The sequence below is a fragment of the Pinibacter soli genome, assembly GCF_029961145.1.
Classification (GTDB): Bacteria; Bacteroidota; Bacteroidia; order Chitinophagales; family Chitinophagaceae; genus Pinibacter; species Pinibacter soli.
In genome coordinates, this window is sequence record NZ_JASBRG010000006.1 from 140,593 (window position 1) to 165,335 (window position 24,743).

The 24,743-nt window shown below is 41.5% G+C and carries 26 protein-coding genes and 1 tRNA gene; 9 read left to right on the plus strand and 18 right to left on the minus strand.

Annotated elements, in window-relative coordinates:
- The 5 genes from kynU to QJ048_RS10450 all read right to left on the minus strand — a co-directional run bounded on the left by kynU (nt 1) and on the right by QJ048_RS10450 (nt 6,792).
- Nucleotides 1–1,275: a kynureninase gene (gene kynU, locus QJ048_RS10430; protein ID WP_282334287.1), complete on the minus strand. Its 1,275-nt coding sequence runs from the start codon at nt 1,273–1,275 to the stop codon at nt 1–3.
- A gap of 229 nt (nt 1,276–1,504) precedes the next feature.
- Nucleotides 1,505–4,330 (minus strand): carbamoyl-phosphate synthase large subunit, encoded by a 2,826-nt coding sequence (gene carB, locus QJ048_RS10435; RefSeq protein WP_282334288.1) that lies wholly within the window; start codon nt 4,328–4,330, stop codon nt 1,505–1,507.
- 295 nt (nt 4,331–4,625) lie between these two features.
- The gene (locus tag QJ048_RS10440; protein ID WP_282334289.1) at nt 4,626–5,153 is read right to left on the minus strand and encodes a hypothetical protein; all 528 of its coding nucleotides are present in this window, start codon (nt 5,151–5,153) and stop codon (nt 4,626–4,628) included.
- On the minus strand, nt 5,153–6,427 hold the full coding sequence (locus tag QJ048_RS10445; protein WP_282334290.1) for an LVIVD repeat-containing protein: 1,275 nt from the start codon (nt 6,425–6,427) through the stop codon (nt 5,153–5,155). The genes QJ048_RS10440 and QJ048_RS10445 overlap by 1 nt, the downstream gene beginning before the upstream one ends.
- A 149-nt stretch (nt 6,428–6,576) precedes the next feature.
- Nucleotides 6,577–6,792 (minus strand): hypothetical protein, encoded by a 216-nt coding sequence (locus QJ048_RS10450; RefSeq protein WP_282334291.1) that lies wholly within the window; start codon nt 6,790–6,792, stop codon nt 6,577–6,579.
- A 367-nt stretch (nt 6,793–7,159) separates the two neighbouring features.
- On the opposite strand from QJ048_RS10450, the gene QJ048_RS10455 reads away from it, so the two are divergent.
- The gene (locus tag QJ048_RS10455) at nt 7,160–8,881 is read left to right on the plus strand and encodes a peptidoglycan DD-metalloendopeptidase family protein (protein WP_282334292.1); all 1,722 of its coding nucleotides are present in this window, start codon (nt 7,160–7,162) and stop codon (nt 8,879–8,881) included.
- A 172-nt stretch (nt 8,882–9,053) separates the two neighbouring features.
- Here QJ048_RS10455 and QJ048_RS10460 read toward each other — a convergent pair whose 3' ends face one another.
- The 8 genes from QJ048_RS10460 to QJ048_RS10495 all read right to left on the minus strand — a co-directional run bounded on the left by QJ048_RS10460 (nt 9,054) and on the right by QJ048_RS10495 (nt 13,303).
- The gene (locus QJ048_RS10460; RefSeq protein ID WP_282334293.1) at nt 9,054–9,272 is read right to left on the minus strand and encodes a hypothetical protein; all 219 of its coding nucleotides are present in this window, start codon (nt 9,270–9,272) and stop codon (nt 9,054–9,056) included.
- Between the two features lie 246 nt (nt 9,273–9,518).
- Entirely contained in the window at nt 9,519–9,935 is a 417-nt protein-coding gene (locus QJ048_RS10465) for a DoxX family protein (RefSeq protein WP_282334294.1), read from the minus strand.
- A 52-nt stretch (nt 9,936–9,987) separates the two neighbouring features.
- Nucleotides 9,988–10,440, minus strand: a complete 453-nt coding sequence (locus QJ048_RS10470; RefSeq protein ID WP_282334295.1) for a VOC family protein — start codon at nt 10,438–10,440, stop codon at nt 9,988–9,990.
- 266 nt (nt 10,441–10,706) lie between these two features.
- Nucleotides 10,707–11,180 carry an SRPBCC family protein gene (locus QJ048_RS10475; RefSeq protein WP_282334296.1) on the minus strand — a complete coding sequence of 158 codons (474 nt, stop codon included), beginning with the start codon at nt 11,178–11,180 and terminating at the stop codon, nt 10,707–10,709.
- 69 nt (nt 11,181–11,249) lie between these two features.
- Nucleotides 11,250–11,606, minus strand: a complete 357-nt coding sequence (locus QJ048_RS10480; protein ID WP_282334297.1) for an ArsR/SmtB family transcription factor — start codon at nt 11,604–11,606, stop codon at nt 11,250–11,252.
- 115 nt (nt 11,607–11,721) lie between these two features.
- Nucleotides 11,722–12,294 carry a dihydrofolate reductase family protein gene (locus QJ048_RS10485; RefSeq protein ID WP_282334298.1) on the minus strand — a complete coding sequence of 191 codons (573 nt, stop codon included), beginning with the start codon at nt 12,292–12,294 and terminating at the stop codon, nt 11,722–11,724.
- Nucleotides 12,295–12,301: 7 nt separating this feature from the next.
- The gene (locus QJ048_RS10490) at nt 12,302–12,745 is read right to left on the minus strand and encodes an SRPBCC family protein (protein ID WP_282334299.1); all 444 of its coding nucleotides are present in this window, start codon (nt 12,743–12,745) and stop codon (nt 12,302–12,304) included.
- Between the two features lie 36 nt (nt 12,746–12,781).
- Nucleotides 12,782–13,303, minus strand: a complete 522-nt coding sequence (locus QJ048_RS10495; protein ID WP_282334300.1) for a dihydrofolate reductase family protein — start codon at nt 13,301–13,303, stop codon at nt 12,782–12,784.
- 116 nt (nt 13,304–13,419) lie between these two features.
- Between QJ048_RS10495 and QJ048_RS10500 the strand changes: the two genes are divergently transcribed.
- Nucleotides 13,420–14,403, plus strand: a complete 984-nt coding sequence (locus QJ048_RS10500; protein ID WP_282334301.1) for a GlxA family transcriptional regulator — start codon at nt 13,420–13,422, stop codon at nt 14,401–14,403.
- 246 nt (nt 14,404–14,649) lie between these two features.
- Nucleotides 14,650–15,132, plus strand: a complete 483-nt coding sequence (locus QJ048_RS10505; protein WP_282334302.1) for a VOC family protein — start codon at nt 14,650–14,652, stop codon at nt 15,130–15,132.
- Between the two features lie 237 nt (nt 15,133–15,369).
- On the opposite strand, the gene QJ048_RS10510 is transcribed toward QJ048_RS10505, so the two are convergent.
- From QJ048_RS10510 to QJ048_RS10525, 4 genes are all read right to left on the minus strand, one after another.
- The gene (locus QJ048_RS10510; RefSeq protein ID WP_282334303.1) at nt 15,370–15,855 is read right to left on the minus strand and encodes a DinB family protein; all 486 of its coding nucleotides are present in this window, start codon (nt 15,853–15,855) and stop codon (nt 15,370–15,372) included.
- Between the two features lie 83 nt (nt 15,856–15,938).
- On the minus strand, nt 15,939–16,637 hold the full coding sequence (locus QJ048_RS10515) for a hypothetical protein (RefSeq protein WP_282334304.1): 699 nt from the start codon (nt 16,635–16,637) through the stop codon (nt 15,939–15,941).
- A gap of 138 nt (nt 16,638–16,775) precedes the next feature.
- A complete protein-coding gene (locus tag QJ048_RS10520; RefSeq protein WP_282334305.1) occupies nt 16,776–18,008 on the minus strand; it encodes a DNA polymerase III subunit in 1,233 nt (410 codons plus the stop codon).
- Nucleotides 18,009–18,243: 235 nt separating this feature from the next.
- The gene (locus tag QJ048_RS10525) at nt 18,244–18,846 is read right to left on the minus strand and encodes a DNA-3-methyladenine glycosylase (protein ID WP_282334306.1); all 603 of its coding nucleotides are present in this window, start codon (nt 18,844–18,846) and stop codon (nt 18,244–18,246) included.
- Between the two features lie 64 nt (nt 18,847–18,910).
- On the opposite strand from QJ048_RS10525, the gene QJ048_RS10530 reads away from it, so the two are divergent.
- Nucleotides 18,911–19,672, plus strand: coding sequence for an EI24 domain-containing protein (locus QJ048_RS10530; protein WP_282334307.1), 762 nt, complete (start codon nt 18,911–18,913; stop codon nt 19,670–19,672).
- Nucleotides 19,673–19,767: 95 nt separating this feature from the next.
- Nucleotides 19,768–20,478, plus strand: a complete 711-nt coding sequence (locus QJ048_RS10535; RefSeq protein WP_282334308.1) for an SAM-dependent methyltransferase — start codon at nt 19,768–19,770, stop codon at nt 20,476–20,478.
- Between the two features lie 150 nt (nt 20,479–20,628).
- On the opposite strand, the gene QJ048_RS10540 is transcribed toward QJ048_RS10535, so the two are convergent.
- The gene (locus QJ048_RS10540; protein ID WP_282334309.1) at nt 20,629–21,027 is read right to left on the minus strand and encodes a hypothetical protein; all 399 of its coding nucleotides are present in this window, start codon (nt 21,025–21,027) and stop codon (nt 20,629–20,631) included.
- Between the two features lie 240 nt (nt 21,028–21,267).
- Between QJ048_RS10540 and bshA the strand changes: the two genes are divergently transcribed.
- From bshA to QJ048_RS10560, 4 genes are all read left to right on the plus strand, one after another.
- Nucleotides 21,268–22,386, plus strand: a complete 1,119-nt coding sequence (gene bshA / locus QJ048_RS10545) for an N-acetyl-alpha-D-glucosaminyl L-malate synthase BshA (RefSeq protein ID WP_282334310.1) — start codon at nt 21,268–21,270, stop codon at nt 22,384–22,386.
- Between the two features lie 146 nt (nt 22,387–22,532).
- Entirely contained in the window at nt 22,533–23,006 is a 474-nt protein-coding gene (greA, locus tag QJ048_RS10550; RefSeq protein WP_282334311.1) for a transcription elongation factor GreA, read from the plus strand.
- Nucleotides 23,007–23,308: 302 nt separating this feature from the next.
- Nucleotides 23,309–24,382 (plus strand): NADPH dehydrogenase NamA, encoded by a 1,074-nt coding sequence (namA, locus tag QJ048_RS10555; protein ID WP_282334312.1) that lies wholly within the window; start codon nt 23,309–23,311, stop codon nt 24,380–24,382.
- Between the two features lie 135 nt (nt 24,383–24,517).
- A tRNA-Arg gene (locus QJ048_RS10560) sits at nt 24,518–24,589 on the plus strand.
- Nucleotides 24,590–24,743: the final 154 nt, after the last annotated feature.

Below are 24,743 nucleotides of genomic sequence, written 5' to 3' on the forward strand. Positions count from 1 at the left end.
TTATTTAAAGTTTTTCAGGATTTCATAAAATCTGTACACGTCAGCAAACGAGCAGTACATTGGCGCGGGCGCAACACGTATTACGCCCGGCTCACGATAATCAACAATAATTCCGTTGTTGTGCATTTCATCATGTATGCGACGGCCGTCGTGTTTAAAGAATAATGAAAGTTGTGCGCCACGTTCATCCGAGTTTTCCGGAGTGATTATTTCAAATGAAATGTTCGACAACTGTTTCAGCAAGAATTCAAGGTAGTTGGTAAGCGTAATACTTTTTTTGCGAAGATTGTCGATGCCCGCGTCATCAAATAATGCCAGAGATGCTTTCAGTGAAACCATGTTGAAAACCTGCGCGGTGCTGATGTTCCAGCCAGAAGCCAATGGTTTGGGAATAAACCCTTTTTCCATTTTAAAACGCGTCTTTTCATCATTGCCCCACCAGCCGCCTAAGCGGGGCGTTTCGATATCATTCGCGTGTTTTTCATGAACAAACAAACCGCCAGTTGCGCCCGGGCCCGCGTTCAAGTATTTGTAAGTGCACCATGCCGCAAAATCTACGTCCCAATCATGCAGTGATAACGGCACGTTGCCCGCGACGTGTGCAAGGTCAAAGCCTGCAACGGCGCCGACCTCGTGAGCTGCTTCTGTAATGCGTTTCATATTGAACAACTGCCCGGTGTAATAGTTCATGCCACCAAACATCACCATTGCCAGTTCATTCGCATTAGTTTTTATTGCGGATAAAATATCTTCTTCATGAATTAACTTTTCTCCCTCTCTTGGAGATATTTCAATAATAGCCTCGTCCGGAGAAAAGCCATTTATTTTTACAAGTGTTTCAACGGCATATTGATCAGATGGAAATGCGCCCGCTTCCATGATGATTTTGAAACGTTGCTTTGTTGGCTTGTAAAAACTTTGCATTAACAAATGAAGGTTTACAGTGAGCGTGTTCATCGCTGTTACTTCATTGTTTTTCGCACCGATTAATTTTGCCATGGACAGTGAAACATAATCCTGGTAATACAGCCACGGATTTTCGCCACCGAAGTAGCCGCCAACAGCGAGCTCGCGCCAGCTTTTCAGTTCTGTTTCTATTGCTGCAGGCACGGACTTCGGTTGCAGTCCCAATGAGTTGCCACAGAAATAAATTACATCGTTGCCATTGTGTTGAGGAAAAAAGAAAGATTGCTTGAAAGCTTTTAAAGAGTCTGCATTATCCATCATGGCCGCAAAGGCAGCAGTCGCCTGGAATTGTTCGGTTGTTTGGTTCACCGGTTTAAATTTTTGATTGAATTATAGCAATACAAAAATTCAAAGCGAAGTAAACCGCTTTTGCTTTTTGCTTGCTCTCATGTTTTAATTAAACCAAATATAAGGAAATAGCAGGCTAAATGCAGAACGCCAAATGCTTAACGCTAAACGCTGGTCGCGGAGCTTTGGGCAGAAAAAAGCCGCTCGTTAAAAGAGCGGCTTCTATTTTTACCTTTTTATTTTTTACTTCTTACTTACTCAAGTACATGCTTCTGTCTTTGTAAAGCTGTCTGAAGTAAGGGTCTTTCAAGTCTTTGATAAAGCGGATCGCTTCACCGGTGCTCTTCATTTCAGGGCCTAACTCTTTGTTTACACCCGGGAACTTGTTGAAGCTGAACACTGGTTCTTTGATCGCAAAGCCTTTCAGTTTCTTTTCAAATTTGAAATCTGTCAGCTTGTTGGCACCCAACATTATTTTAGTAGCTACATTCAAATAAGGGATCTGGTATGCTTTTGCAATGAAAGGAGTGGTACGTGATGCACGAGGGTTCGCCTCGATCACAAATACTTTGTTGTCTTTAATTGCAAACTGAATGTTGATCAGACCTTTGATGTTAAGCGCTCTTGCAATTTTTTCGGAATAATGTTCCATTGTGGTAACGATCATTGGAGAAAGATTGAACGCCGGCAATACCGCGTTACTGTCTCCACTGTGAATACCAGCAGGCTCGATGTGTTCCATAACGCCCATTACGTGGAAGTTTTCGCCGTCGAAAATCGCATCTACCTCTGCTTCCTGGCAACGATCAAGGAAATGGTCAATCAAAATTTTGTTACCTGGAATGTGTTTCAACAAACTAATCACAGCTTTTTCAACTTCTTCATCGTTGATAACGATTCTCATTCTTTGGCCACCCAATACGTAGCTCGGACGAACCAACACAGGATAACCAACTTTATTTGCCACTGCCACCGCTTCGTCAACAGTGTAGGCGGTGCCATATTGTGGATAAGGAATTTCAAGATCCTTCAGCATATCGCTAAAACGACCGCGGTCCTCGGCGATATCCATGTTGTCGAAAGAAGTGCCGATGATCTTGATGCCTTTTTCAGTCAATTTTTCAGACAATTTCAAAGCCGTTTGTCCACCAAGCTGAACGATAACACCCTCTGGTTTTTCATGCTCGATGATCTCCCAAAGGTTCTCCCAATAAACAGGCTCGAAGTATAATTTATCTGCAATGTCGAAGTCTGTAGAAACAGTTTCAGGGTTACAGTTTACCATGATGGCTTCATAACCGCATTCTTTAATTGCCAGCAAACCGTGTACGCAGCAGTAGTCAAACTCAATACCCTGGCCGATTCTGTTTGGACCTGAACCCAGTACAACGATCTTTTTCTTGTCGCTAACTTTGCTTTCGGTTGCTCCGCCGTTTTCAAATGTAGAGTAGAAATAAGGAGTTTTAGCTTCAAATTCAGCGCTACAAGTGTCCACCATTTTGAACACGCGGGTAATGCCGTTTTTCTTTCTTATTTCATACACCTCATCTTCCTTGCCGTCGTTCATGATGCGGCAGATCTGCTCATCACTGAAGCCATTGAATTTCGCTTCTCGCAAAAGTTCGATTGGAAGTGTGGCCAGTTTGTATTTCGCGATCTGTTTTTCGATGTTACAGATCTTTTCAATTTCATAAATGAACCAGCGGTCGATACCGTGTGTTGCTTTTGAAATGGTATTTACGCTCACGCCCAACATCAACGCGTCTTTAATACGGAAGATGCGGTCCCATTTCGGCTTTTTTAGATATTCGATCAATTCTTCCGCGTGCATTTGGCTCTTGCCGTAGTAGCCAAGGCCCACTGCATTGTTCTCAAGGCTCTGACAAGCCTTTTGAACCGCTTCTGTAAAGCTTCTGCCGATAGCCATTACCTCGCCCACGCTTTTCATTTGCAGGCCAAGTGTATCTTTCGCGCCTTTGAATTTATCGAAGTTCCAGCGAGGGATCTTAACGATAACGTAGTCCAAAGCAGGCTCGAAATATGCGGAAGTGGTTTTTGTGATTTGATTTTCCAGTTCATCCAAAGTGTAGCCGATTGCCAGTTTCGCAGCAATCTTAGCGATAGGATAACCGGTAGCTTTAGAAGCCAGCGCAGAAGAACGGCTCACGCGAGGGTTGATCTCGATGGCGATGATTTCTTCTGTTTCAGGATTCATTGCGAACTGAACGTTACAACCGCCTGCGAAGTTACCCAGGTCGCGCATCATCATGATGGCGGTGTTACGCATCAACTGGAAGGCTGTATCGCTAAGCGTCATTGCAGGGGCTACGGTGATGGAATCTCCCGTGTGAACGCCCATTGGGTCGAAGTTTTCAACGGTACATATAATTACAACGTTGTCTTTTGCATCGCGAAGCAGTTCCAGCTCGAATTCTTTCCAGCCTAAAACCGCCTGCTCAACAAGCACTTCATGTATTGGGGAAGCTTGCAAACCGCGGTTAAGCGCTTCGTCAAGATCGTCTTTATCGTGAACGAAACCGCCACCTGTTCCACCCAAAGTGAAAGAAGGACGGATTACAAGCGGAAAGCCGATTTCCTGTGCAAATTCTTTTCCTTCAAGGAAAGAGTTCGCCGTTTTAGCAGTTGCCACGTTCACCCCCAGCCTGATCATCCACTGGCGGAACAACTCGCGGTCCTCTGCTTTATCAATTGCTTTAATGTCTACACCGATCAGGCGCACGTTGAATTTCTCCCACAAACCAAGATCTTCAACCTCTTTACAAAGGTTAAGCGCAGTTTGTCCGCCCATGGTAGGCAGTACTGCATCTATCTGGTTCTCCTCGAGAATTTGTTCAATGCTTTCTGCGGTAAGAGGCAACAGGTAAACTTTGTCGGCCATCATCGGGTCCGTCATAATGGTAGCGGGGTTACTGTTGATCAGGATAACTTTTATCCCTTCTTCCCTCAAACTGCGGGCAGCCTGAGTACCAGAATAATCAAACTCACACGCTTGACCAATAATAATAGGACCTGAACCGATAATAAGAACTGACTTGATAGATGTGTCTTTTGGCATGGTAGGAAAAAATAAATTGCGCAAAAGTACGATGACGAAAGTTATAATTGGCGATAAATAAATTTTTTTTTCGCGGAAACGGTCATAAAAGCGTCATTCTCAAGATTTCATGCATTTGTGATTATTTCTTTAAGCTTTTTTCGGCGCAGGTGCTTGGGGTTAACCGCAAAGGAAACGAAAAAATGCAAACTATTGACTTGCTTCAACGTCTGATTAAATCACGCGACCTTGATCCTAAATAGTCCTTTGTTTCCTTTGCGTAACCTTCGAGTTCTTTGCGGTTAAATGGCAGCGTTTAAAACCGCAACCCCACTTTAACCACCAATCTGTTATAATTATATCTATAAGTATCCGCAGTGCCGGGCCACGAATCGGCGTAGGAATGCTCCTTCGTATAGCCCTTGTAACAATAGCCTGCGCTAAACAACACCGCTTGTCTTTTGTGGAAATAAATGGCATAGCCAATGCCACCGTCAAAGTAGCCGCCATTTTTGTAGTCATAAAATTTGTCTTTGTCATCGGAGTAAATGCTTACACCGCCATCGAGGTAGACGAACGGTTTTTGGTTCTTTTGACCAAACTCCTTTCTTATATCAAGAAATACCGGTACTATAAAATACTCATGAAAATCTACGCCCACGCCCGCACCGGCAAACCAACCTTTATAGCAGGCACCATTGACCGTTTGAAAGGTCATCGTCGTAGCACTTTGGTTTCCCAAAACGCCCACCTGGTTTATAGAACTGAACTTGACTTTGTTTTGTGCATTGGCAAATGTTACACAGGCCAGCCCGCAAAACAATAAGATGATTATTTTCTTCATTATTTCACGGATATTTTGCTTAGCAATTTTAAATTAGAAGGATTGCTGTAGTCGTATTGATAAAGCCCATCTTTCGCAACAACCAGCGCCACTTTATTATTGGCAATAACATCATAGGTTTCAATGCCGGAAATAGTTTGCAATGCTTCAATATTTACACCGTCCGTTGTTTTATAAACCCGCAGCCCGTCTTTGCCATCACAAATGAAAAGAAGATCGCCGTCTTTTGAGAGGCCATGAGGGTTAGTCATTAACTGTGTTTTCAATAAAACAGGGTTGCCGATGTTTTCAATATTCAATACTTCCAACTGATTGGAGTATCCCTGGCACCTGGTTCCTGAACGAAGTGTTACATACGCATATTTGCTGTCGGCTATTACGGGGTCGCAGCTGCGCACATGCTCAAACAAACCTTCCTGAACAGGGTTGGCGGTATTGTCAATATTATAAATCAACATTCCGTTGGTAGAGCCAACGAAGAGTTTGTTTTGGAAAGGAAAAATGGTTTCAATATTTCTTTGAGTGTTAATGGTTTTCTCAAATGATGGCTCTTTGGGAGATGAAAGATTAAATGCTTTCAAAGAAGATTCGTAAACCGTATACAAATAATCTTTGGCCAGCGCAAACCTCGCCATGGATCCACCAATGCCTGCAGGGGATGTGGCGCTACTCTGAGCATCGGCTGCATAGGAGTTGAGCGTAACCCCGTTGTAATAGAAGTATAAATTCTCATTTTTGCCGCAGTCAACGTCAATAGTCGTATCTCTTTTTGTCCAGTCGACAACAACATTTTTTACACCAGAAATGACAAACGAGTCGTACATGATGTTATTTCGATAAGCAGGAAATACATTATCAGTAAAGTTTAGCGCTTTTGCTTCCAACGGATTTGTTATGTCCATCGCAACGAGGTCCGAGTAAGAATCTGCATAGAGTATGTTGCCTTTCACAACCATGTCCACATTGCCCGGAATGCTGATGAATGCTACATTTCGCGGCGATGACGGATTTGAGTTGTCGTAAATATGAATGCCCTTATTTAGATCATTAAGGAAAATGTAGTTGCCATACATATATATCTTGCCTGGAATTTCTACATCTTTGGCTGGATTGCTTTTCATTTCGGCCCTTACCTGTTCGATGGTCTTATAAACAGGAATGTAATAAGTGTAGGTTCTTGAGCAATTATCTTTAAAACAACCGGATAAAAGAAAGGTCAATAAGGTTCCTATGCCCATCATACAGGCAGTTACAAGCAGCGTTGCTTTTTTCATAACAGAGGGTTTTCATGCTCTGACAAATAAAAAATTACCACCGTTGCTTTCCTTTAACACTATTTTAATAAAATAAAAAGCCCCCCGAATATATCGGAGGGCATTAGGAAACGATCAATGTACTAAACTATTTATGAGACTGAATTCTACTATGCTTTGTGGAATGCAGCCATTTCAATATCGTCCAGCAGCAACTTGCCTGCACGTTTCTCTTTCTTCAATTCTGATAAATGCTGTTTTTCGTCAGCGCTACTGACCAATTTAAAGATGAATTTCTGTTTCGCTTCATGTCCCTTAAATACACCAATTACTGATCCAATCGCAAATGCCACGAGGATTACCAGGTTTTGTTTCATACTTTTCATAATTCATCTTTTTAAATAGTTCAAGAATATATATTAGACAACTTTTACGTTGAAAACGCTGTATCCGAATTATACAAAATGCATACCCGAATCTGGGTATATTTGAAAAACAGGGGCTAGTGATCAGAGAGAACCAATTCTTTAACCTTTTTAAAACATTTTTAGTGACCAGGCGGAAAATCACTTAATAATTAATACGACATTAAATAAAATGTCACCCTTATTTTTATCACAAATTTTTGGGTTTTAAAAAATTTGCCGTCGTCTGCGGACTCAGTGTTCACGGTACTTACAGGGCAATTAACAAGGGGAATGATTACAGGTGCGAAGTTTTAATTTATTTTTACGGATTATCATTTTAATAACAATGAATTACAGCAAAAGGTTTTTACTCACCACTATATTTTTTGGCATCGCAGGGCAGGCATTAGTCGCACAAATCTTTACAACGAAAACATATCCGAAGGATTATTTTAGTAACCCGATGAATATACCCATAAACCTTGCCGGAAATCTCGGGGAGCTTCGCCCAAACCATTACCACATGGGGCTCGACATTAAAACACAGCAACGTGAAAACCTTCCGGTGCATGCTGCTGCAGATGGTTACGTATCCCGCATCAAGATAGAGCCCGCAGGTTTCGGACGAGCTATTTACATCAACCATCCCAATGGATATACAACGGTGTATTGCCACTTAAATGATTTCAATCCGCAGATTGAGGCATGGGTGAAACAACAGCAATACAATTTGGAATCGTGGAAAGTTTTCCTCGATGTGCCTGCAAATCTGTTCGTTGTAAAGAAGGGGGATTTCATTGCATATAGTGGTAGCACCGGAGGATCGCAGGCGCCGCACGTACATTTTGAAATTCGCAGAACAGCTGACGATGTTAATGTAAACCCGATGTTGTTTGGTTTGCCTATTGCTGATAACACGTCGCCAGTGATAACAAGGCTGGCTGTTTACAATAGACTAACGAGCGTTTATGAGCAATCACCGCGCATGCTGCCTATCAAGAAAGTTGCAGGAGGATATGAGACAAGTCAGGAAATTATTACTGTAAGCAATGCAAAAGTCAGTTTTGCTGTCGGCACTTACGACACACAATCCGGCTCCAGCAATCAGAACGGCGTTTTCCAGGGCGAGCTTTACGATAATGACAAAGCCGTTATAGGCTTTGAAATGGACAATATAAGCTATGACGATACCCGCTACATCAATGCCCATGTGGATTACAAGATGAAAACAAATGGTGGCCCATACGTGGAACACCTAAGTGAACTGCCCGGCTACATTCACTCTATATATAAAAAGGTAAGTGGTGATGGTGTGATTAACTTGGGTGATAAAGCTGTTCATAATATCAGGATCATTATAAAGGATGCTTATGGCAACTCCTCTTTTGTGCAAACCAAAGTGCAATGGAACGGAAGCGCTACACCTGCATCCACTGCCGCCGGCAAAATGTTTTACCCGATGATGCTCGATGTTTCTGAAAATCCTGAATGCGAGTTTTATATGGGCGAAAAATGTTTGTACGATTCTGTACATATTGCTTACAAGACAAGCGCGGCCACTGCACCGGCTGCGGTTTCTGCTATTCATACTATTGGGGCGCCCTATATTCCTTTACAGGATGCAATGGTGGTGCGCATCAAGCCAAACAAAACGTTGTCTCCGGACGAACAAGGCAAGGCGGTAATGCAGCGATTTGCAGGTACTAAAAAAGAAGTGATGGCCGTGGAGTGGAAAAACGGCTGGGCCGCTGCAAAATTTAAAGACTTCGGCAGCTATCAATTGTTAGTAGACAATGAAGCTCCCGTAATTACGCCTGTGGGCTTCGCAAATGGTAGCAACATTAGTCACCTGTCAAGACTGGTGATCAACGTGAAGGACAATTTTGGAAAATATAAAAACTTCCGCGCCGAGCTCGACGGCAAATGGCTACGATTTACGAATGACAAGAGTTTGAGCTTTATCTATAAAATAGACGAGAAGCTTTTGCCTGGCACGCATACGTTGAAGATATCAGTAGAAGACGAGGCGGGAAATAAAAGCGTGAAGGAGTTTAGCTTGACAAGATAAGTATTGGCACACAGATGACACTGATTAGACTGATTTTCACGGATTTTTTTGAATGGCACAGATGAAACAGATCGGGCAGGTTGCGCTGATTTTTTTCCAATGCTAGTTAATAGATATCTATCAAACAACTATCAGTGTAAATCAGTCTAATCAGTGTCATCCGTGTGCTCACTTAATCCGGCAGCACCTCGGCGCTATAGCCGAACTCTTGCAGCAGGCTTATCAGCGATGCGTGCTGCACTTCATCCTCACTGCTTTTTACACGCAGAATTTTATCGCAATCATCCAGATCAAAATTTGCTCTGTAATGACGGAAGATCGCATGTATGCGCTCGATCAGCATATTGGCTATATGCCGCTCAGTTACATCAGTTTTGAATACTTCTATCATTTTGAAATTTCTTTTTTAGCCAGCTTTTTTACCGCAAAGGGCACTGAGGATAACGCAAAGGAAAGAAGATGATGAACTTTGAAGCATTGATTCTGTTATTCTTTCAGCCTGGCCCATGGCCTTCTTCATTACTTCATTACTTTGCGTCTTTTAAGACTTGCTATTTATATCGCAGCTAACTCCTTCGCGTCCTTTGCGGTTAAAAAAACTCAAAACCACGCGGAGAGCTCGAAGTGATACAGCCCGCTAAGCAAATGCCGTATTTCCAGAATAGCTTGTTCCATTTGATGCTGCTTTTAGTTTTCTCAACTTGTGATAATATATATAAGAGCCTGCAATGCATGCCAGACCTATTACCAGAGGGAACCATCCTGAAGCGGGATCGCCCACGCAAATGAATGAATAGATGGCGCCCATAAGATCAAACGCAAGACCCGCATATGCCCATTCTTTAACTCTCGGATAGCCGGGAACAAGCAATGCAATACATCCCAATAATTTTGCCACTCCTGTAAAAGGAACAAAGTAAACGGGATAATTGAGGTGGTCATGTATCAACTTAACAGAATCTTCAGATTTAATGATACTTGGAACAGCGCCAACGCCCATTAGTAAGAGCACCAGCACGGTAAATATCCAGTATATAATTTTCGTCTTTTTCATATCCGTAAATTTTTGTGATGTTGAGGTGTTTAATTGAAAGATTAAAAGAAAACTATCGATTGTTAGCCGGAACATTTTGAGTGTCGTAACTAATCATCCATTGAATGCCAAACTTGTCGGTAAACATTCCGTAGTAAGCGCCCCAAAAAGTATCGCCCATCGGCATAGCAACGTTGCCTCCTGCTGAAAGACCGTTGAATAATTTGTCCGCTTCGTCTTTGCTTTCAGTGCCTATGGCGATGGAGAAATTATTGCCGCTTACTTTTTGCTGGCCCATAGATTCCACAATGTCTGTGCCCATAAGCACGTCACTTTTGCCGATTGGCAGGGAAATGTGCATGATCTTGCTCTTGTCGGCTTCAGATAGTTTGTCGAAACCAGGCACATCTTTTACATCGCCAATGCGCATTAGCATAAAGAACTCTCCGCCAAAAACTGATTTGTAAAAATTGAAAGCGTCTTCGGTATTACCGTTAAAATTTAAATAAGGATTGAGAACTGCCATGATTGTAAGTTTTTATGGTGTTGTTTAAAAATGTTGTGAGTGGTGAATGGTCAATTATGAATCGTGAATGGTTCGAAATTCAATCTCTCTGACTTACGATCTCTGCAATCAATAGGGGCGGTCGTTTGTCATCCCGACGAAGGAGGGATCTGAGTGTTGCACAAACAGTCTGCTAGTGATAGACACAGATCCCTCGTTCCTGGGGGTGACAAATAACATTGTTTTGGTTTTTCAAAATACTTTGGCCCAGGAACATTAATTGAGTTTCATGCTAGAACCTTCATCTGTTCTATTTCCCGCTCCAGCCTGTCAAAATTCTCTTCATTCTTTTCCAGGGCAAATGATCTTATCTTGTCGCACTCTTCTTTGGTATCGAATAGCATTTTGAAAACGATCTTTGTTTTAATTTCCGATACCGGCTCAAATGTTACGAGGCATTGAAACAATGGTTTTGATATTCTATACCACGCTAACTGTTTCCCTTCTTCCACTTTTATGAATACACATTCATTTTCGTAATTGCCGCCTTCAGGTCCATGCATCGTGAATTTCCATTTACCGCCAGGCTGCAAATCATGTTCAAGAAAAGTATTTGTAAAACCATTTGGTCCCCACCAGTTTTTCAAATGCTTAGGATCGGCCCACGCTTTATAAGCAAGGGCATTGCCCGCATTAACGACTCTGACCGTTGTGATTTCAGTATCTGCCGTCGTCTTAATTATCTCTTTTACAAGGTTCATCTTAAGTGTGGTTCAATTAGTATTTATAAACTATCGAAAAAAAATCCGTGTAAATCCGTCCAATCAGTGTCATCTGTGTGCTCCTCCCTTGCCCTTCTTTGGTTTCGCATCCTTTTTAGCTTGCAGCTCGTTCAAATAATTGCCAAGAGAATCGAGGCGTGCGTTCCAGAACTGCCTGTATTGTTCCACCCAGTCAGACACTTCGTTCAATTTTTGCAGTTTCGCTTCGCAAAAGCGTTCGCGGCCCTGCTGTTTGATCTCTATCAGCCCGCATTCTGTAAGAATTTTAATGTGTTTATAAACGGCGGTCCGACTCACATCAAAATTCTCCGTTACAGTGTTTATGTTTAGCGGCTGATGTGCAATCATGTTGATGATCGCTCGCCTGGTGGGGTCGGCTATTGCCTGGAAAACATCTCTTCTCATAAAATATGCAACCTTTTGGTTACAAAATTATATGCAACCTTTCGGTTGCGCAAGTGTTTTTGAAAAAATATTTTTGAACAACTTCAATGCCATTGATTTTCAAAGAACTTCTGCACTACTTATAAGGAGAATACACCAGCAGTATCACTCCGTTACTGAACATTTTTGACCATAGCAGTTTAAGGTTGAGCTTGCGATGAACCGAAAAAAGAGGAATACCGTTTCCAATAGCAATGGGAGCCACCCAAATCCTGTATTCGTCTATAAGGCCGTGTTCTATGAACGAATGCGCCATGCCAATGCCGCCCCATAGTATGATGTCTTTTCCGCGATTTTTTTTAAGTGCAGCCACTTCTTCTACATCGCTTTTGCCGGCCAGTCGTGAATTGCACCAGTTCACTGATGTCAGCGTTTTAGAGAAAACAATTTTCGGCAGATCATTCATCCGTTTTGCAAACTCCACATCTCTTTTTCTGATGATTGGATTGACTGCTGCTTCGGGCCAAAATGTTGACATGCCTTCATAGGTTCCTCTTCCCACAAGAATGGTATCAACATTGTTTAGCAGTTGCCATGCATATTCTGCCATCTCTTCGTTCCAGTTATCAAAGTGCCAATCCAATTCTTTGTTAGGGCCGGCCATAAAGCCATCCAGTGTAACATTTGTTGACAGGATTAATTTTTTCATCTATTATTTACTCTTCAGATAATGCCTTTATTTTTTGTAGCGCCTTTTCCCACAACGGAATGAACATGTCAATATATTTTGCTGGTCCGTCAAACTCGACATCCATCGTCGTGTTGTCGTCAGCTCCGGACAATGAATAGATTTCTCTGCTTCCGATCCAGTCTTTTGCATCCTCGCTGGTGGTTGTTTCTTGTCCATTTTCTACAGCTCCTTCATACAGTACCGAAATTTTTTCGTTTGGTTTCAGTTCAACAATTTTTCCGAATACGCCATTATTGTCGCCACCAAGAAAAGTTACTTTGCTGCCCTGCTTCCAATCTGTAATGGCGTGGGTTCCTTCCATGAAGGTTGCGTACCAAATGCGTGTATACTCATCTTGTGTGAGTACGTTCCAGACTTTTGCCGCAGGCGCATTTATGTCCACTGTTTGTTTGATTGTTCCTCTTTCCATAATAAAGCAATTTTTAATTAGTAAATAGAAGGTTGATTAATCAGCTCTCACGGGTTCGTAGCACAGCAGCACATTGCCGGAATCGAAAATTCTTGATCTTATTAATTTTAATTTTCGCTTGCCGGCCAAGCCATTTAAAAAGCTGTGTCCTGTGCCCAATACGACAGGGTTTATAAGGAAATGAAACTCATCAATAAGGTCGTGCTCAACGAATGTTTTGGCGAGATTGGAACTGGCAAATAACGCGATGGTTCTGCCGGGTTGCGTCTTTAATTTTTTTACTTCTTCTGCAATGTTTGCATTCACCACTTTGGTATTGTTCCAGGTGGCGGTTTTTAGTTTTTTAGAGAAAACAACTTTAGGTAGTTCATTCATATACTTTGCCACAACGGGATCTGCTTTTATTGCTTCTTCTGTTGGCCAGAAACTTTCCATGACTTCATATGTGACTCTTCCAAAAAGCAGCGTGTCAAAAACATTGTGCCAGCCAAGGCCCTTATTATTGTCCTCGAAATAGCCGTCGAGGCTTATAAGTGTTTGAGAAATAAGTTTTCGCATGACTCAGCGTTTGATAATTACAATACAAACTTACCACGCATGTAAAAGGGTAGTGAGGTGCAAATGCAACATTCTAAGGGGTTGATTACGACAATAAGATTTTCTACTTTTATCGAATGAAACACATATCTATATTAGTACCTCGTGGCCACACAAGTGTAACAAATATTGAAGGTAGTCACCAGGTGTTCTGTGAAGTAAATGGTATACTTGCCAGCATGGGAAAGGATCCTATTTTTAAAGTGGAACTTGTTGGGCTTGCGCATGATATCAGTCAACGCAATGGCCTTTTTACAATCGATCCCCACAAATTGATAAGCGATGTAAAGAAGACCGATCTCATTGTAATACCGGCGATGCTGGGAAACGACATTGCCGCTTCCATTGAAATGAATAAAGAGTTTATTCCGTGGATAATGGACCAACGTGCAAACGGCGCCGAATTAGCAAGCTTTTGTGTTGGCAGTTTTTTTCTTGCTTCTACAGGTTTGCTAAAAGGAAAACAATGCGCAACACATTGGAGATTTAGCAATGAGTTTCGTGAAATGTTTCCTGATGTGAACCTGGTTGACGATAAAATAATAACCGAGGCTGATGGTATCTATACGAGCGGTGGTGCTTACTCTTACGTAAACCTTCTTGCTTATCTGGTAGAAAGATATGCGGGCCGTGAGATAGCGATAGTGGTTGCAAAGGCGTTTATGATCGATATTGATCGTGACAGCCAGTCTCCTTTCATCATGTTCAAGGGACAAAAAAATCATGAAGATGAACCGGTGAAAAAAGCACAGGAGTTTATTGAAAATAATTTCCAGGAACGCATTACGGTTGATCAGCTTGCTTCCAATCTTGCGCTGGGCCGAAGAAGCCTTGAACGCAGATTTAAGAAAGCCACCTGCAATACTGTTACTGAATACATACAACGTGTGAAGGTAGAAGCCGCTAAAAAAAGCTTCGAAACAAGCAGAAAAAATATTCAGGAAGTTATGTACGACGTAGGCTACTCCGACATTAAAGCCTTCCGCACTGTATTCAAAAAAACAACAGGACTGTCGCCGCTGGAGTATAGGAATAAGTATAATAAGCAAGCGGTTGCGTAGGGGGAATTAAGAATTAATAATTAAAAATTAATAGGGCAGTATTCATTAAGGAATATTGCCCTTGTTGTATGTTCAATATGGAGTTGCTTGCACTGGTATTTTGATGCTACACTTATTAATTATTAATTGCTTTTGTCTCAAAAGCCTCTCTCTTTGTCGCAACCACCCATCACGCCAAACCCCCATCCTCACTAAGTTTGTGTTACAATAACAACAACAAAACATAAACATTAAAACTTGTCAATTATGCAAAAAATAACACCATTCCTGTGGTACGATAATAATGCGGAAGAAGCGATGGATCTTTATACGAGCATTTTTAAAAATTCAAGCATACGAAATAAACGCTATTATGGAAAAGGCGGTCCGGGTCCGGAGGGACAATTGATGACGGCTATTTTTACGATCGAAGGCCACGACTTTATGGTGCTGAACGGTGGCCCTATGTTCAAATTCACAGAAGCATTTTCTCTGTTTGTACTTTGTGATACACAGGATGAAATAGATGAAAAATGGGATAAGCTAATTGCTAATGGTGGCAAGCCATCACAATGTGGCTGGCTGAAAGATAAATTCGGTTTGTCATGGCAGATCGTACCAAGAGTGTTGAACGATATATTGGGTGATCCCGATCCAGTTAAAGCAAGGAGAGGAATGGAAGCAATGATGAAAATGGGTAAACTGAATATTAAAGAACTGGAAGATGCGAGGGATGGGAAGAGTAATTAATAATTCAATGTTGTTTAGTTAAGCAATTTTTCAATTACTTGGTTGCTATGTCCAGGAAGGAAAGACTGCTTGTCATCCCGACGAAGGAGGGATCTGCGTTGTTATTTACGCATAGTGTTCGTTAGTGTTAGGCCCAGATCCCTCGTTCCTCGGGATGACAAGCGAGATGCTTTTGTTTTTTCAAACACCTCAACTAAACGACATTGAATTATTAATTCTTAGGTGCAGATATGACTTTCAACCCAACAACACCATTTGCCCAACATGATAAGATTGGTGGTTCGTTCTGTTGATCACGATGTTCAGTTTGTTTCGTTGTGGATTCGCTTCAAAATCTGCTTGCGAAACCGCAGTGTGTTTAGTGAACCAATCTTCTGTTGATAGCGAGCTGAAATTTTTTGCCAAAGCCTCATTCATCTTGTGCCAGGCTATTTTTAATTCTTCCAGCGGAGGAAATGTAAAGCCTGATTTGTCGGCATTTTTTACAAACATCTCTTCGTAGTGCCCATACGATCTTTCGAAGCCAAGAAACGTATGTATATTGTCATTCACCGCAATCAAATGTCCCAGTAAGTAGATGCCCGTGTTTTTTCCCGGAGCAATTTCACTGTGGAATTGTTCGGCGGAAAATTTGCTCAGCATATCATCCACTCTTTTATTTTGTTTTTGCCATTCTGCAATAACCTGTTCAATGGCGAGTTTCGCGTAATCTGTAGCACTCATGGTAAATTTTTTAAATGAAAATTTACGAATAGTTGGCGGAACTTTTACAAGCTGATTGTTACGAAGTTCTTATGTTTCAGGAATTATTGCTTAGCCAGTAATATTAGCACCGTCGCCACTGCAACAATTATAGCCGTTTTTTGTTTTGCTGGCGTACTAACAGAAAAAGTGTTTGCTACTATTTCTTTCCAAAGAATGATGACGTACGAAGTATTGATTACAACAGCAAAAGCCCAAACTAATAAATTGCTGTAGTTGTTAACGTAACCGTATGCAACCGCAATGCCTTGTGTTACACAAATTGTAAGGCCAGTATACAAATGAATTGAGAATAGAATAAACCAGGCTAACTTTTTACGTTTAAGAACCATTAAAAACAAAACTGGAAACACGATAAAGATTATCAGCGATTCGAGGTTAAAAAAAAGTGTAAAGCTAAGTTTGTATTTAAAAAAATACCAAAGCCTGGTAGAGAGGTTATAAAAAAATTGAAAAGCTATTATGCAAAGCAAAACATTGATCCATTTGTAAGATACTTGCGGTGCAGGATCAGTGAGGTATGGCACCAATAAATCTTCCTGCTCACCCTGACTTGATTCGCCGGAATAATTTTGAGGCGCTTCAGTTATTCCCAGAATTTCATTTTCACTAACCTCCCGTTCATTTAAATGCTGATATGCGGCTGCGACAGCTTCGGTTTGGTATGCATCAGTCTGCCTTGCAATAGCAATGAGTTCTTCGTTAGAATGACTTTTGAATTCTTCGTAAAAATTAAAATTCATATGGGTAGGTTAAAGGGGTTGTTTATTTCGAACCAACCATTATCGATCCATGATTGCAAAGTTTTCTGTTCAAGACCGCATTCAAGCAGTATTTCATGAAGGTCTTCGTCCAGATATCCTTCAATCGAGCGATCAATGTTAATTTACTTGTATTGCCACCTTATCCTTGATAATATGATAAAGCTTTATCGACAATGCATGGAAAAGCATTTTGGCGTTCGCGTTTCTCTCGATATAGTAAGCTGCTTTATCTAACTCTTCTACAATGGCTTGCTGCTGTGCCACATCAGTAAGTTTGTTGAAGCGCTCCGCGAAATCTTTTTCACTTTGTGCCAAAGAAAAATTGCTGATGGCCGCGCCCATGAATTTCAACCGGATACTTTGCTCCAGCAAATGCGTGAAGTAACGGAGAAACTGTTTTTGTTTTTCGCGACCCTGTTTGCTTACTTCTTCGATCCATTTTACCTGCGCCGCAGGACCGTTTTTCAACAAAGCGTTTAGCCATTCTCGCAAGAGGTCGTTCCAGTCTTCATCAGAATGCTGAAGCATTTGCAACGCCTCGCGATAATTGCCTTCGCTGATGCCGGCAATTTGTTGCGCCTGTGCAGGAGCAACTTTAGACTTTACGGTGAGCGATTTTTCAATGTCCCCAGGTTCCAGCATTGGAATTTTCACCAGTTGGGTGCGGGATAATATGGTTTGTAAAATCAATGATTCGTTTTCTGCCACCAAAATAAAGAGTGTATTGGCAGGTGGCTCTTCGATCAGTTTAAGCAGTTTGTTTCCTTCATTTCCCAAATATTCCGGCATCCATAACACAAGCACTTTATATTCACTCTCGAAGCTTTTCAGGTTCAGTTTGCGAATGATCTCGTTACACTCATAAGCGGTAATGTTACCTTGTTTGTTTTCTGCGCCAATAAACTGTAACCAGTCGTACGCGTTGCCGTAAGGGAATTTTTGTATAAACTCACGCCACTCTGTAATGTAGTCGGTACTTACCGGCTTGTCTCCGCTTTTACGCGGAATAACGGGATAAGAAAAATGTATGTCGGGGTGTGTATAGGTATTTGCTTTTGAAAAGCCTTCCTGCTTTTGCATCCACGCATCGATGGTGGCGGAAGTAAAATGTTCCGGCTCTGTTTCAGCAGGCTCTGCGTCGCCAAACAAAGAAACGGGAGCCTCCTGTTTTTTCTTCGCCGCAATGCCATTTTTAATACTTATGTAATTGGCAAACGCCAGCGCCAAAGGCAATGCGCCACTTCCTTCTTTTCCCAAAAACAGCAGCGCATGACTTAGGCGATTATTAGTCACCATATCAATCAGTTGCTGCTTTGTTTCCGTCTGTCCGATAACATCGTTGAATTGCATGAACGCAAGGTAATTTGAAAATGTGAAAATGTGGGAATTTGAAAATGAGAGGAAGGAATACGGATTTTCATGATTGTCGAGATGCAACATGATTTTTTTGAGATTGGAAGCTTAATGATCTGCTTCACTTCCATTATCGCATTGATTTTTTAAAGCGAAATCATAACAAATCGCGGCAATCCTAAAAATCCACCTTCTTTCTATTTTCAAATTTTCACATTCCCACATTTTCACATTATTTCTTCCCGCTCACATACCCATTTTCTTTCAGGTAAAACCTGTAGGGCAGCAACGCGTCTTCCGCGGCATAGTCGACGCCTATGCGTTTGGAGGCTATGATGTTTTTGCTGGAAACTTTAAATCCATCATCGGCTATGTAGATGTCTTTGCCAAATAATGTGTTACCGCTGTGGTGCGTGGCTATGCCCAGCGCTTTGGAAACATTTCCCGGGCCGCGGCCTATTGAAAAATCTAGCTTTGTTTTTTTCATACGCTCCAGCATTGTATCAATGCCTTCCAGCGGTTCGATGGCGCGGATCAAAACGGCATGAGGCACATCTTTCACATTGGTTACCACATTAAAAAGGTGGTGGATACCGTAACACAAATACACATATGCATTGCCTCCTTCGCCAAACATTATCTCCGTGCGCTTTGTGCGGCGATTGTTGTATGCATGCGAAGCCTTGTCCACAGCTCCGTTGTAGGCTTCGGTTTCTACAATGCGCCCACAAGTGACTACTCCGTCGAAAGTTGTAACCAAAACTTTTCCGATCAACTGTTTCGCAATTTTCACCACATCTTCCCGTTCGTAAAACGCTTTGTCAAGTTTTTGCATATGTAATTTTTTGTACAGTATGGGTTCAATGTAATAAATTTATGCACTTTAAAACTTCAGGCCATTGTTAAAGGAAATAGTCACAGCTGTAGAATCGTACTTCAGGGCGCATCAGTTTATTAAGCGGCATAAATTGTGGAAATGGATATTTATTCCGGGGTTGCTGTATATGATACTGTTTGTTGCAGGGATGATTCTATTTCTTGATTCCTCCAATACAGCTGTAAACTACCTCAGCCGCGTAATTGGCGTTGAGCGTTGGTTGCAAAAACAATCGAACGCACTCTTAAGTTTTCTGTTTGTGATGGGGCAAATAATGATCAGACTGGTGTTGCTGTTTTTCTATTTCTCCTTGTTCAAATATTTGTTCCTCATTATCGGTTCGCCGGTATTTGCTTATTTAAGCGAAAAAACAGAAGCTATCCTGGAGGGTCGTGATTTTCCGTTTAGTTTCAAACAACTTTTAAAAGACATCATCCGCGGCATACGACTCGCTTTACGAAATGCGCTTTGGCAAACAGTTTATGTTGTTTCATTGCTTATCCTTTCGTTTGTGCCCGTTGTGGGATGGATCGTACCGGTTATATCTGTTTTCATCGAATGTTATTATTATGGTTTCTCAATGCTTGATTACAGTTGCGAACGACATAAAATGTCGCCCTCTGCAAGTATTGAATTTATTGGCAAGCACAAAGGCCTTGCGATTGGAAACGGTTTGGTGTTCTATGTAATGCATGCCGTACCGTTTTTAGGTTGGGTGCTCGCTCCGGCATATGCAGTAATTGCAGCTACCCTGAGTTTGTATTATCAAAATAAAGAAGTGTAATACCGATTGGTCAAACAATATAGACCAATTTCGACTTCGTCTCATTGTTCTATTTGTTTGATCCATCGGCATTATAAGGATTTAAAATTTATAAAATGGCAAGTCTCGCGATAGGAAAGGTTTATCTCATTCCCACATATCTTGATGAAGAAAATGTAGCGGTTATTCCCGCTTACATTTTAGAGGCAGTGAAAGAATGCCGTGTGTTTTTTGTAGAAAACGAAAGAACTGCACGTCGTTATTTGAAGATGTTGTGGAAGGAAATGATTATTGATAATTACGAATGGCATACGATACATAAAGCCGAGGACGAGGTAAAGGATAAATTTAGAAAAGCAATACAAAGCGGCGCTGCCATTGGTGTTATAAGCGAAGCAGGCTGTCCGGGTGTTGCAGATCCGGGACAAATACTGGTAAGTGTGGCGCATGAAATGTTTGCCGAAGTAAAACCACTTGTGGGACCAAGTTCTATTTTATTGGCGCTAATGGCGAGTGGCATGAATGGCCAGCTATTTCAATTCAATGGCTATTTGCCAATAGACAATGGCGCGAGAATAAAAGCATTGAAAGATCTGGAGGCAGATTCCATCAAAAGGCAGTGCACACAAATATTTATTGAGACACCTTACCGCAATAATCAACTCATAGAAACCATTTTAAAAACCTGCAAGTCTTCTACCAAACTCTGCATTGCTGTTGATATTACAGGCAAAAACGAAAACATTCAAACAAAAACCATTGCCGCGTGGCAAAAAAATAAACCGGACATCAATAAACGTCCGGCGATATTTTTAATTAATAATTGAGTATTGCTCTTCAAGGCTTGTAGCCTTGAAGCTGTATTCTATCGCCTACGGCGATAATAATAAAATAAAAATGTTGCCAAAGGCAACACAATAGTACTTCAAGGCTGCAAGCCTTGAAGAGCGTAGAAAATCAAACGCTTAATTATTCAGTTACTGTATTCCCCCCGTTCTTCCCGGCTGCACCTCTTCAATCTTCATAATGCTATCAACGATAAATTCGCTGTTGCCTCGCCATGGCAATGAACCGAGGTATTCCTTATAATGTAGTTCGAAAAATTTCCCGCTATTGTTCATGATTTGCGCCGCCACTCTTTCATTGGCAACGGAGAAATCAAACTCATTGGATTGAAGATTTCCGGGCGCCGCGGAACGAAAACCCGTTTGAATGAGCCGTCCTTCATATGTTTTAAAAACGAAGCCTTTTTTCACAAAGAAATTCAACTCGCCCGCCTTGGTACCTTCCCCAAAAACGAAATAATATCGCCAGAAGAAAAAGATTCCCAGTCCCAATACGAGCACAGTGACAAGAATAGTAACAAATTTTCGCATAAAATTCTATTAATCAGTGTGAAAGATAGTTGAGTTAAGGCAAAAGGCAAAATGCAAAAATCAAAATGCCCAATTGCTAAACTACCCACAAAATGTATGGTTCAAAAAATGAGAAATATTCTTTTTACTACATAAGTTTTACTTTTTACTTATTCGATTGTTGATTAATAATTGTTTAAAATGGCTCAATCTAAAATTGAATAACTTCGCAATCTTTTATCTTAATAAATACAAATTGTTATGCGAATTGGAATAGTATGCTACCCCACCTTTGGCGGTAGTGGAGTACTCGCGACGGAATTAGGAAAAGCATTGGCAAATAAGAATCACCAGGTCCATTTTATAACTTATCAGCAGCCCGTTCGTCTTAATGAATTCAATGCAAATATTTTCTATCACGAGGTACACGTGCCCACATATCCGTTATTTGATTATCCGCCTTATGAAACAGCTTTGAGCAGCGCAATGGTAGACGTTGCGATGAATCACAAGCTTGATCTTTTACACGTGCATTACGCAATTCCCCACGCATCTGCGGCGTATATGGCAAAAAAGATCCTGGAAAAAGAAGGCATTAAAATACCGGTTATCACCACACTTCACGGTACCGACATTACGTTGGTGGGCCGCGATAAAACCTATGCCCCGGTGGTTACCTTTTCCATGAACGAGAGCGATGCAATTACAGCAGTTTCTCAAAACCTGAAAGATGAAACCTTTAAGTTTTTCAAAATTGAAAAGGACATAGAGGTTATTCACAACTTTGTAGACGTGAGCCGTTTCAGGAAAAAGCCGATCGACGCTTTCAGAAAAGTAATCGCCCCCAATAATGAAAGGATCGTTTTGCATGCCTCGAACTTTAGAAAAGTAAAACGTATACCGGATGTTGTGAAAGTATTTGCTGAAATACGCAAGGAGCTGCCTGCCAAACTCCTTTTTGTAGGCGATGGTCCGGAAAGACCAATGGCTGAAGAAATGTGCCGTCAGCTAGATCTGTACGGCGATATTCGTTTTGTCGGCAAGCAAGAACAAATGGAAGAGATTTTAGCAGTATCGGATCTGTTTCTTCTCACCTCCGAATACGAGAGCTTTGGATTAGCCGCATTGGAAGCAATGGCAGCAGGCGTTCCCGTTATCAGCACCAACGCCGGTGGTATACCGGAAATTCAGTTGCAGGGCAAAACAGGCTACATGAGTAACTTAGGTGATGTAAAAGAAATGAGCGAACATGCGATACACATTTTGAAAGAAGACTCTGTGCTCCAGGAGTTTAAGAAAAGGGCCGCAAAACACGCCGCAACTTTCGATATCCACAACATAGTTCCGCAGTATGAAGAGCTGTATAACAGGTTTTTATAAAAAAAATGTAAATATTTTCAGGGGGAAATAAAACTTACTTTTTGAAGAAAAATTAATTATCTTCGTAGTACTTAAAAGGCAACGCTTTCACTATAGTTGAAAGCGTTGCCCTTTTTTTCATTCCTGTCTAAAACAAGGAGGGTTTTATGTCTGATGTAATTTATGTAAGTAAAGAAACGCTGGAGCAAATGAAGCACGATTTGCACCACATGAAAACGGTAGAAAGACCTGCCGCTTCAAAGGCTATTGCTGAAGCCCGTGAAAAAGGAGATTTGCGTGAGAATGCGGAATACGATGCGGCCAAAGAGGCGCAAGGGATGCTGGAAGCAAAGATCAAAAAATTTGAAAGTGATCTTGCGAATGCCAGAATCCTGGATGCAGACGCGATCGACACAAGTAAAGTTTCCATATTGACCAAGGTAACTGTTACCAATATAAAAACTAAAAAATCAGTTACTTATCAAATAGTATCTGAAAAAGAAGCTGATCTTAAATCCGGCAAAATTTCCGTGGGCTCTCCTATCGGACAGGGATTGCTTGGAAAAAAGAAAGGTGAAGTTGCGGAAGTGCAGGCGCCTGCAGGTGTCATTCAATTCAAGATTGAAAGCATATCAGCTTAAACTTGCCTTAAATTGTTTAATGAGCCCCGGAACTTCTGGGGTTTTTTGTTGGCACACAGATGACACGGATTGGACGGATTTACACAGATCTCTTGCTAAGAATTTAATAAATGACTAAGAGGAATAACTAACAACGTTACATCCGGGCAGCTGGAAGAATAGTTTAGAAGTTGAAAAAATCAGTGTAAATCCGTCCAATCCGTGTCATCCGTGTGCCATTCTCTACGTCTCGTTCATTTTCAATTTTCGACTTTCAATTTTCAATTGGCTTTTGCCTAACTTGTACTATAAACATCGAGGAAATGGCTAAGTTATTTGAACCACTCACGATAAAAGAGGTAACGTTTAGAAATAGGATTGTTGTTTCGCCTATGTGTGAATATTCTTCGATCGACGGCTTCGCAAATGACTGGCACCTTGTGCATCTTGGTAGCCGCGCCGTTGGTGGCGCCGGATTGATCATTACAGAAGCTACGGCCGTTAATCCGGACGGTCGCATTTCACCTGACGATCTCGGCATCTGGAAAGATGAACATATAGAAAAGCTGGAGCAAATTGTAGAATTCATTCACGAGCATAGGGCAGTGGCGGGCATTCAGCTCGCACATGCAGGAAGAAAGGCAAGTTCCCTTTCGCCATGGAAAGGCGGCACACAAATACGCATGAGGGACGGCGGCTGGCAAACAGTAGCACCTTCGGAAATTGCGTTTCAGGAGCATTATGAAAAACCTAAAGCATTAACGGTTGAAGAGATAAAACAACTTGTGATTGACTTTAAAGAAGCGGCAAAAAGAGCTGTGAAAGCAGGTTTTAAAGTAATTGAAATTCATGCGGCACACGGTTATTTAGTTCACGAATTTTTGTCGCCGTTGTCCAACCTTCGCAAAGATGAATATGGCGGCAGGTTTGAAAACAGGATAAGATTTTTGCTGGAAATTGTAGAGGCCATTCATAGCGTATGGCCTAAAGCCAACCCGTTGTTTGTCCGCATATCCGGAACTGATTGGGTGGACGGTGGCTGGAACATTGATGAAAGTATAAAGCTCGCTGCTATGCTTAAAGCAGAAGGTGTTGATTTGATTGATGCCTCTTCCGGCGGATTGTCGCACGAGCAAAAAATTCCGTTGTCGCCGGGCTACCAGGTTCCGTTTGCAGAAAAAATAAAACTGGAAACAGGTATTTTAACTGCAGCCGTTGGTTTGATAACATCGGCAGAACAAGCGGAAAGCATTTTGCAAAATGGCCAGGCAGATATGATCGTAATGGCGAGAGAACTTCTTCGCGATCCTTATTTTCCATTGCATGCAGCGCAAACGCTGGGAGTTGATATTCCCTGGCCATCGCAATACGAAAGAGCGAAGCCAAGGAAGAAGTAAAAATTCAAAAGTGAAAAGTCAAAAAATGGGAGTGCCACTGCGCAGTCTTGTTTTTGACTTTTTAATTTTTACTTTTCACTTTGAATCTCTGATATTTGCAAAGATTTTGAATTTCAGCAATTGAATTTTCAATCTGGTCCCGTAGTTCAATGGATAGAATAGGAGTTTCCTAAACTCTAGATACAAGTTCGATTCTTGTCGGGACTACTTTTATATATCATACTGCATTAATAATCCAACCACTTGTAGTTGATTTGTTTTATTCAACGCATGTTTTCACGCATGGTTTAGTGTTTTGACATCTGCTGTATATTATCCTTTAGCTTCTGTTCTGAATTAATCAAAATTGTATTTGCGAAAC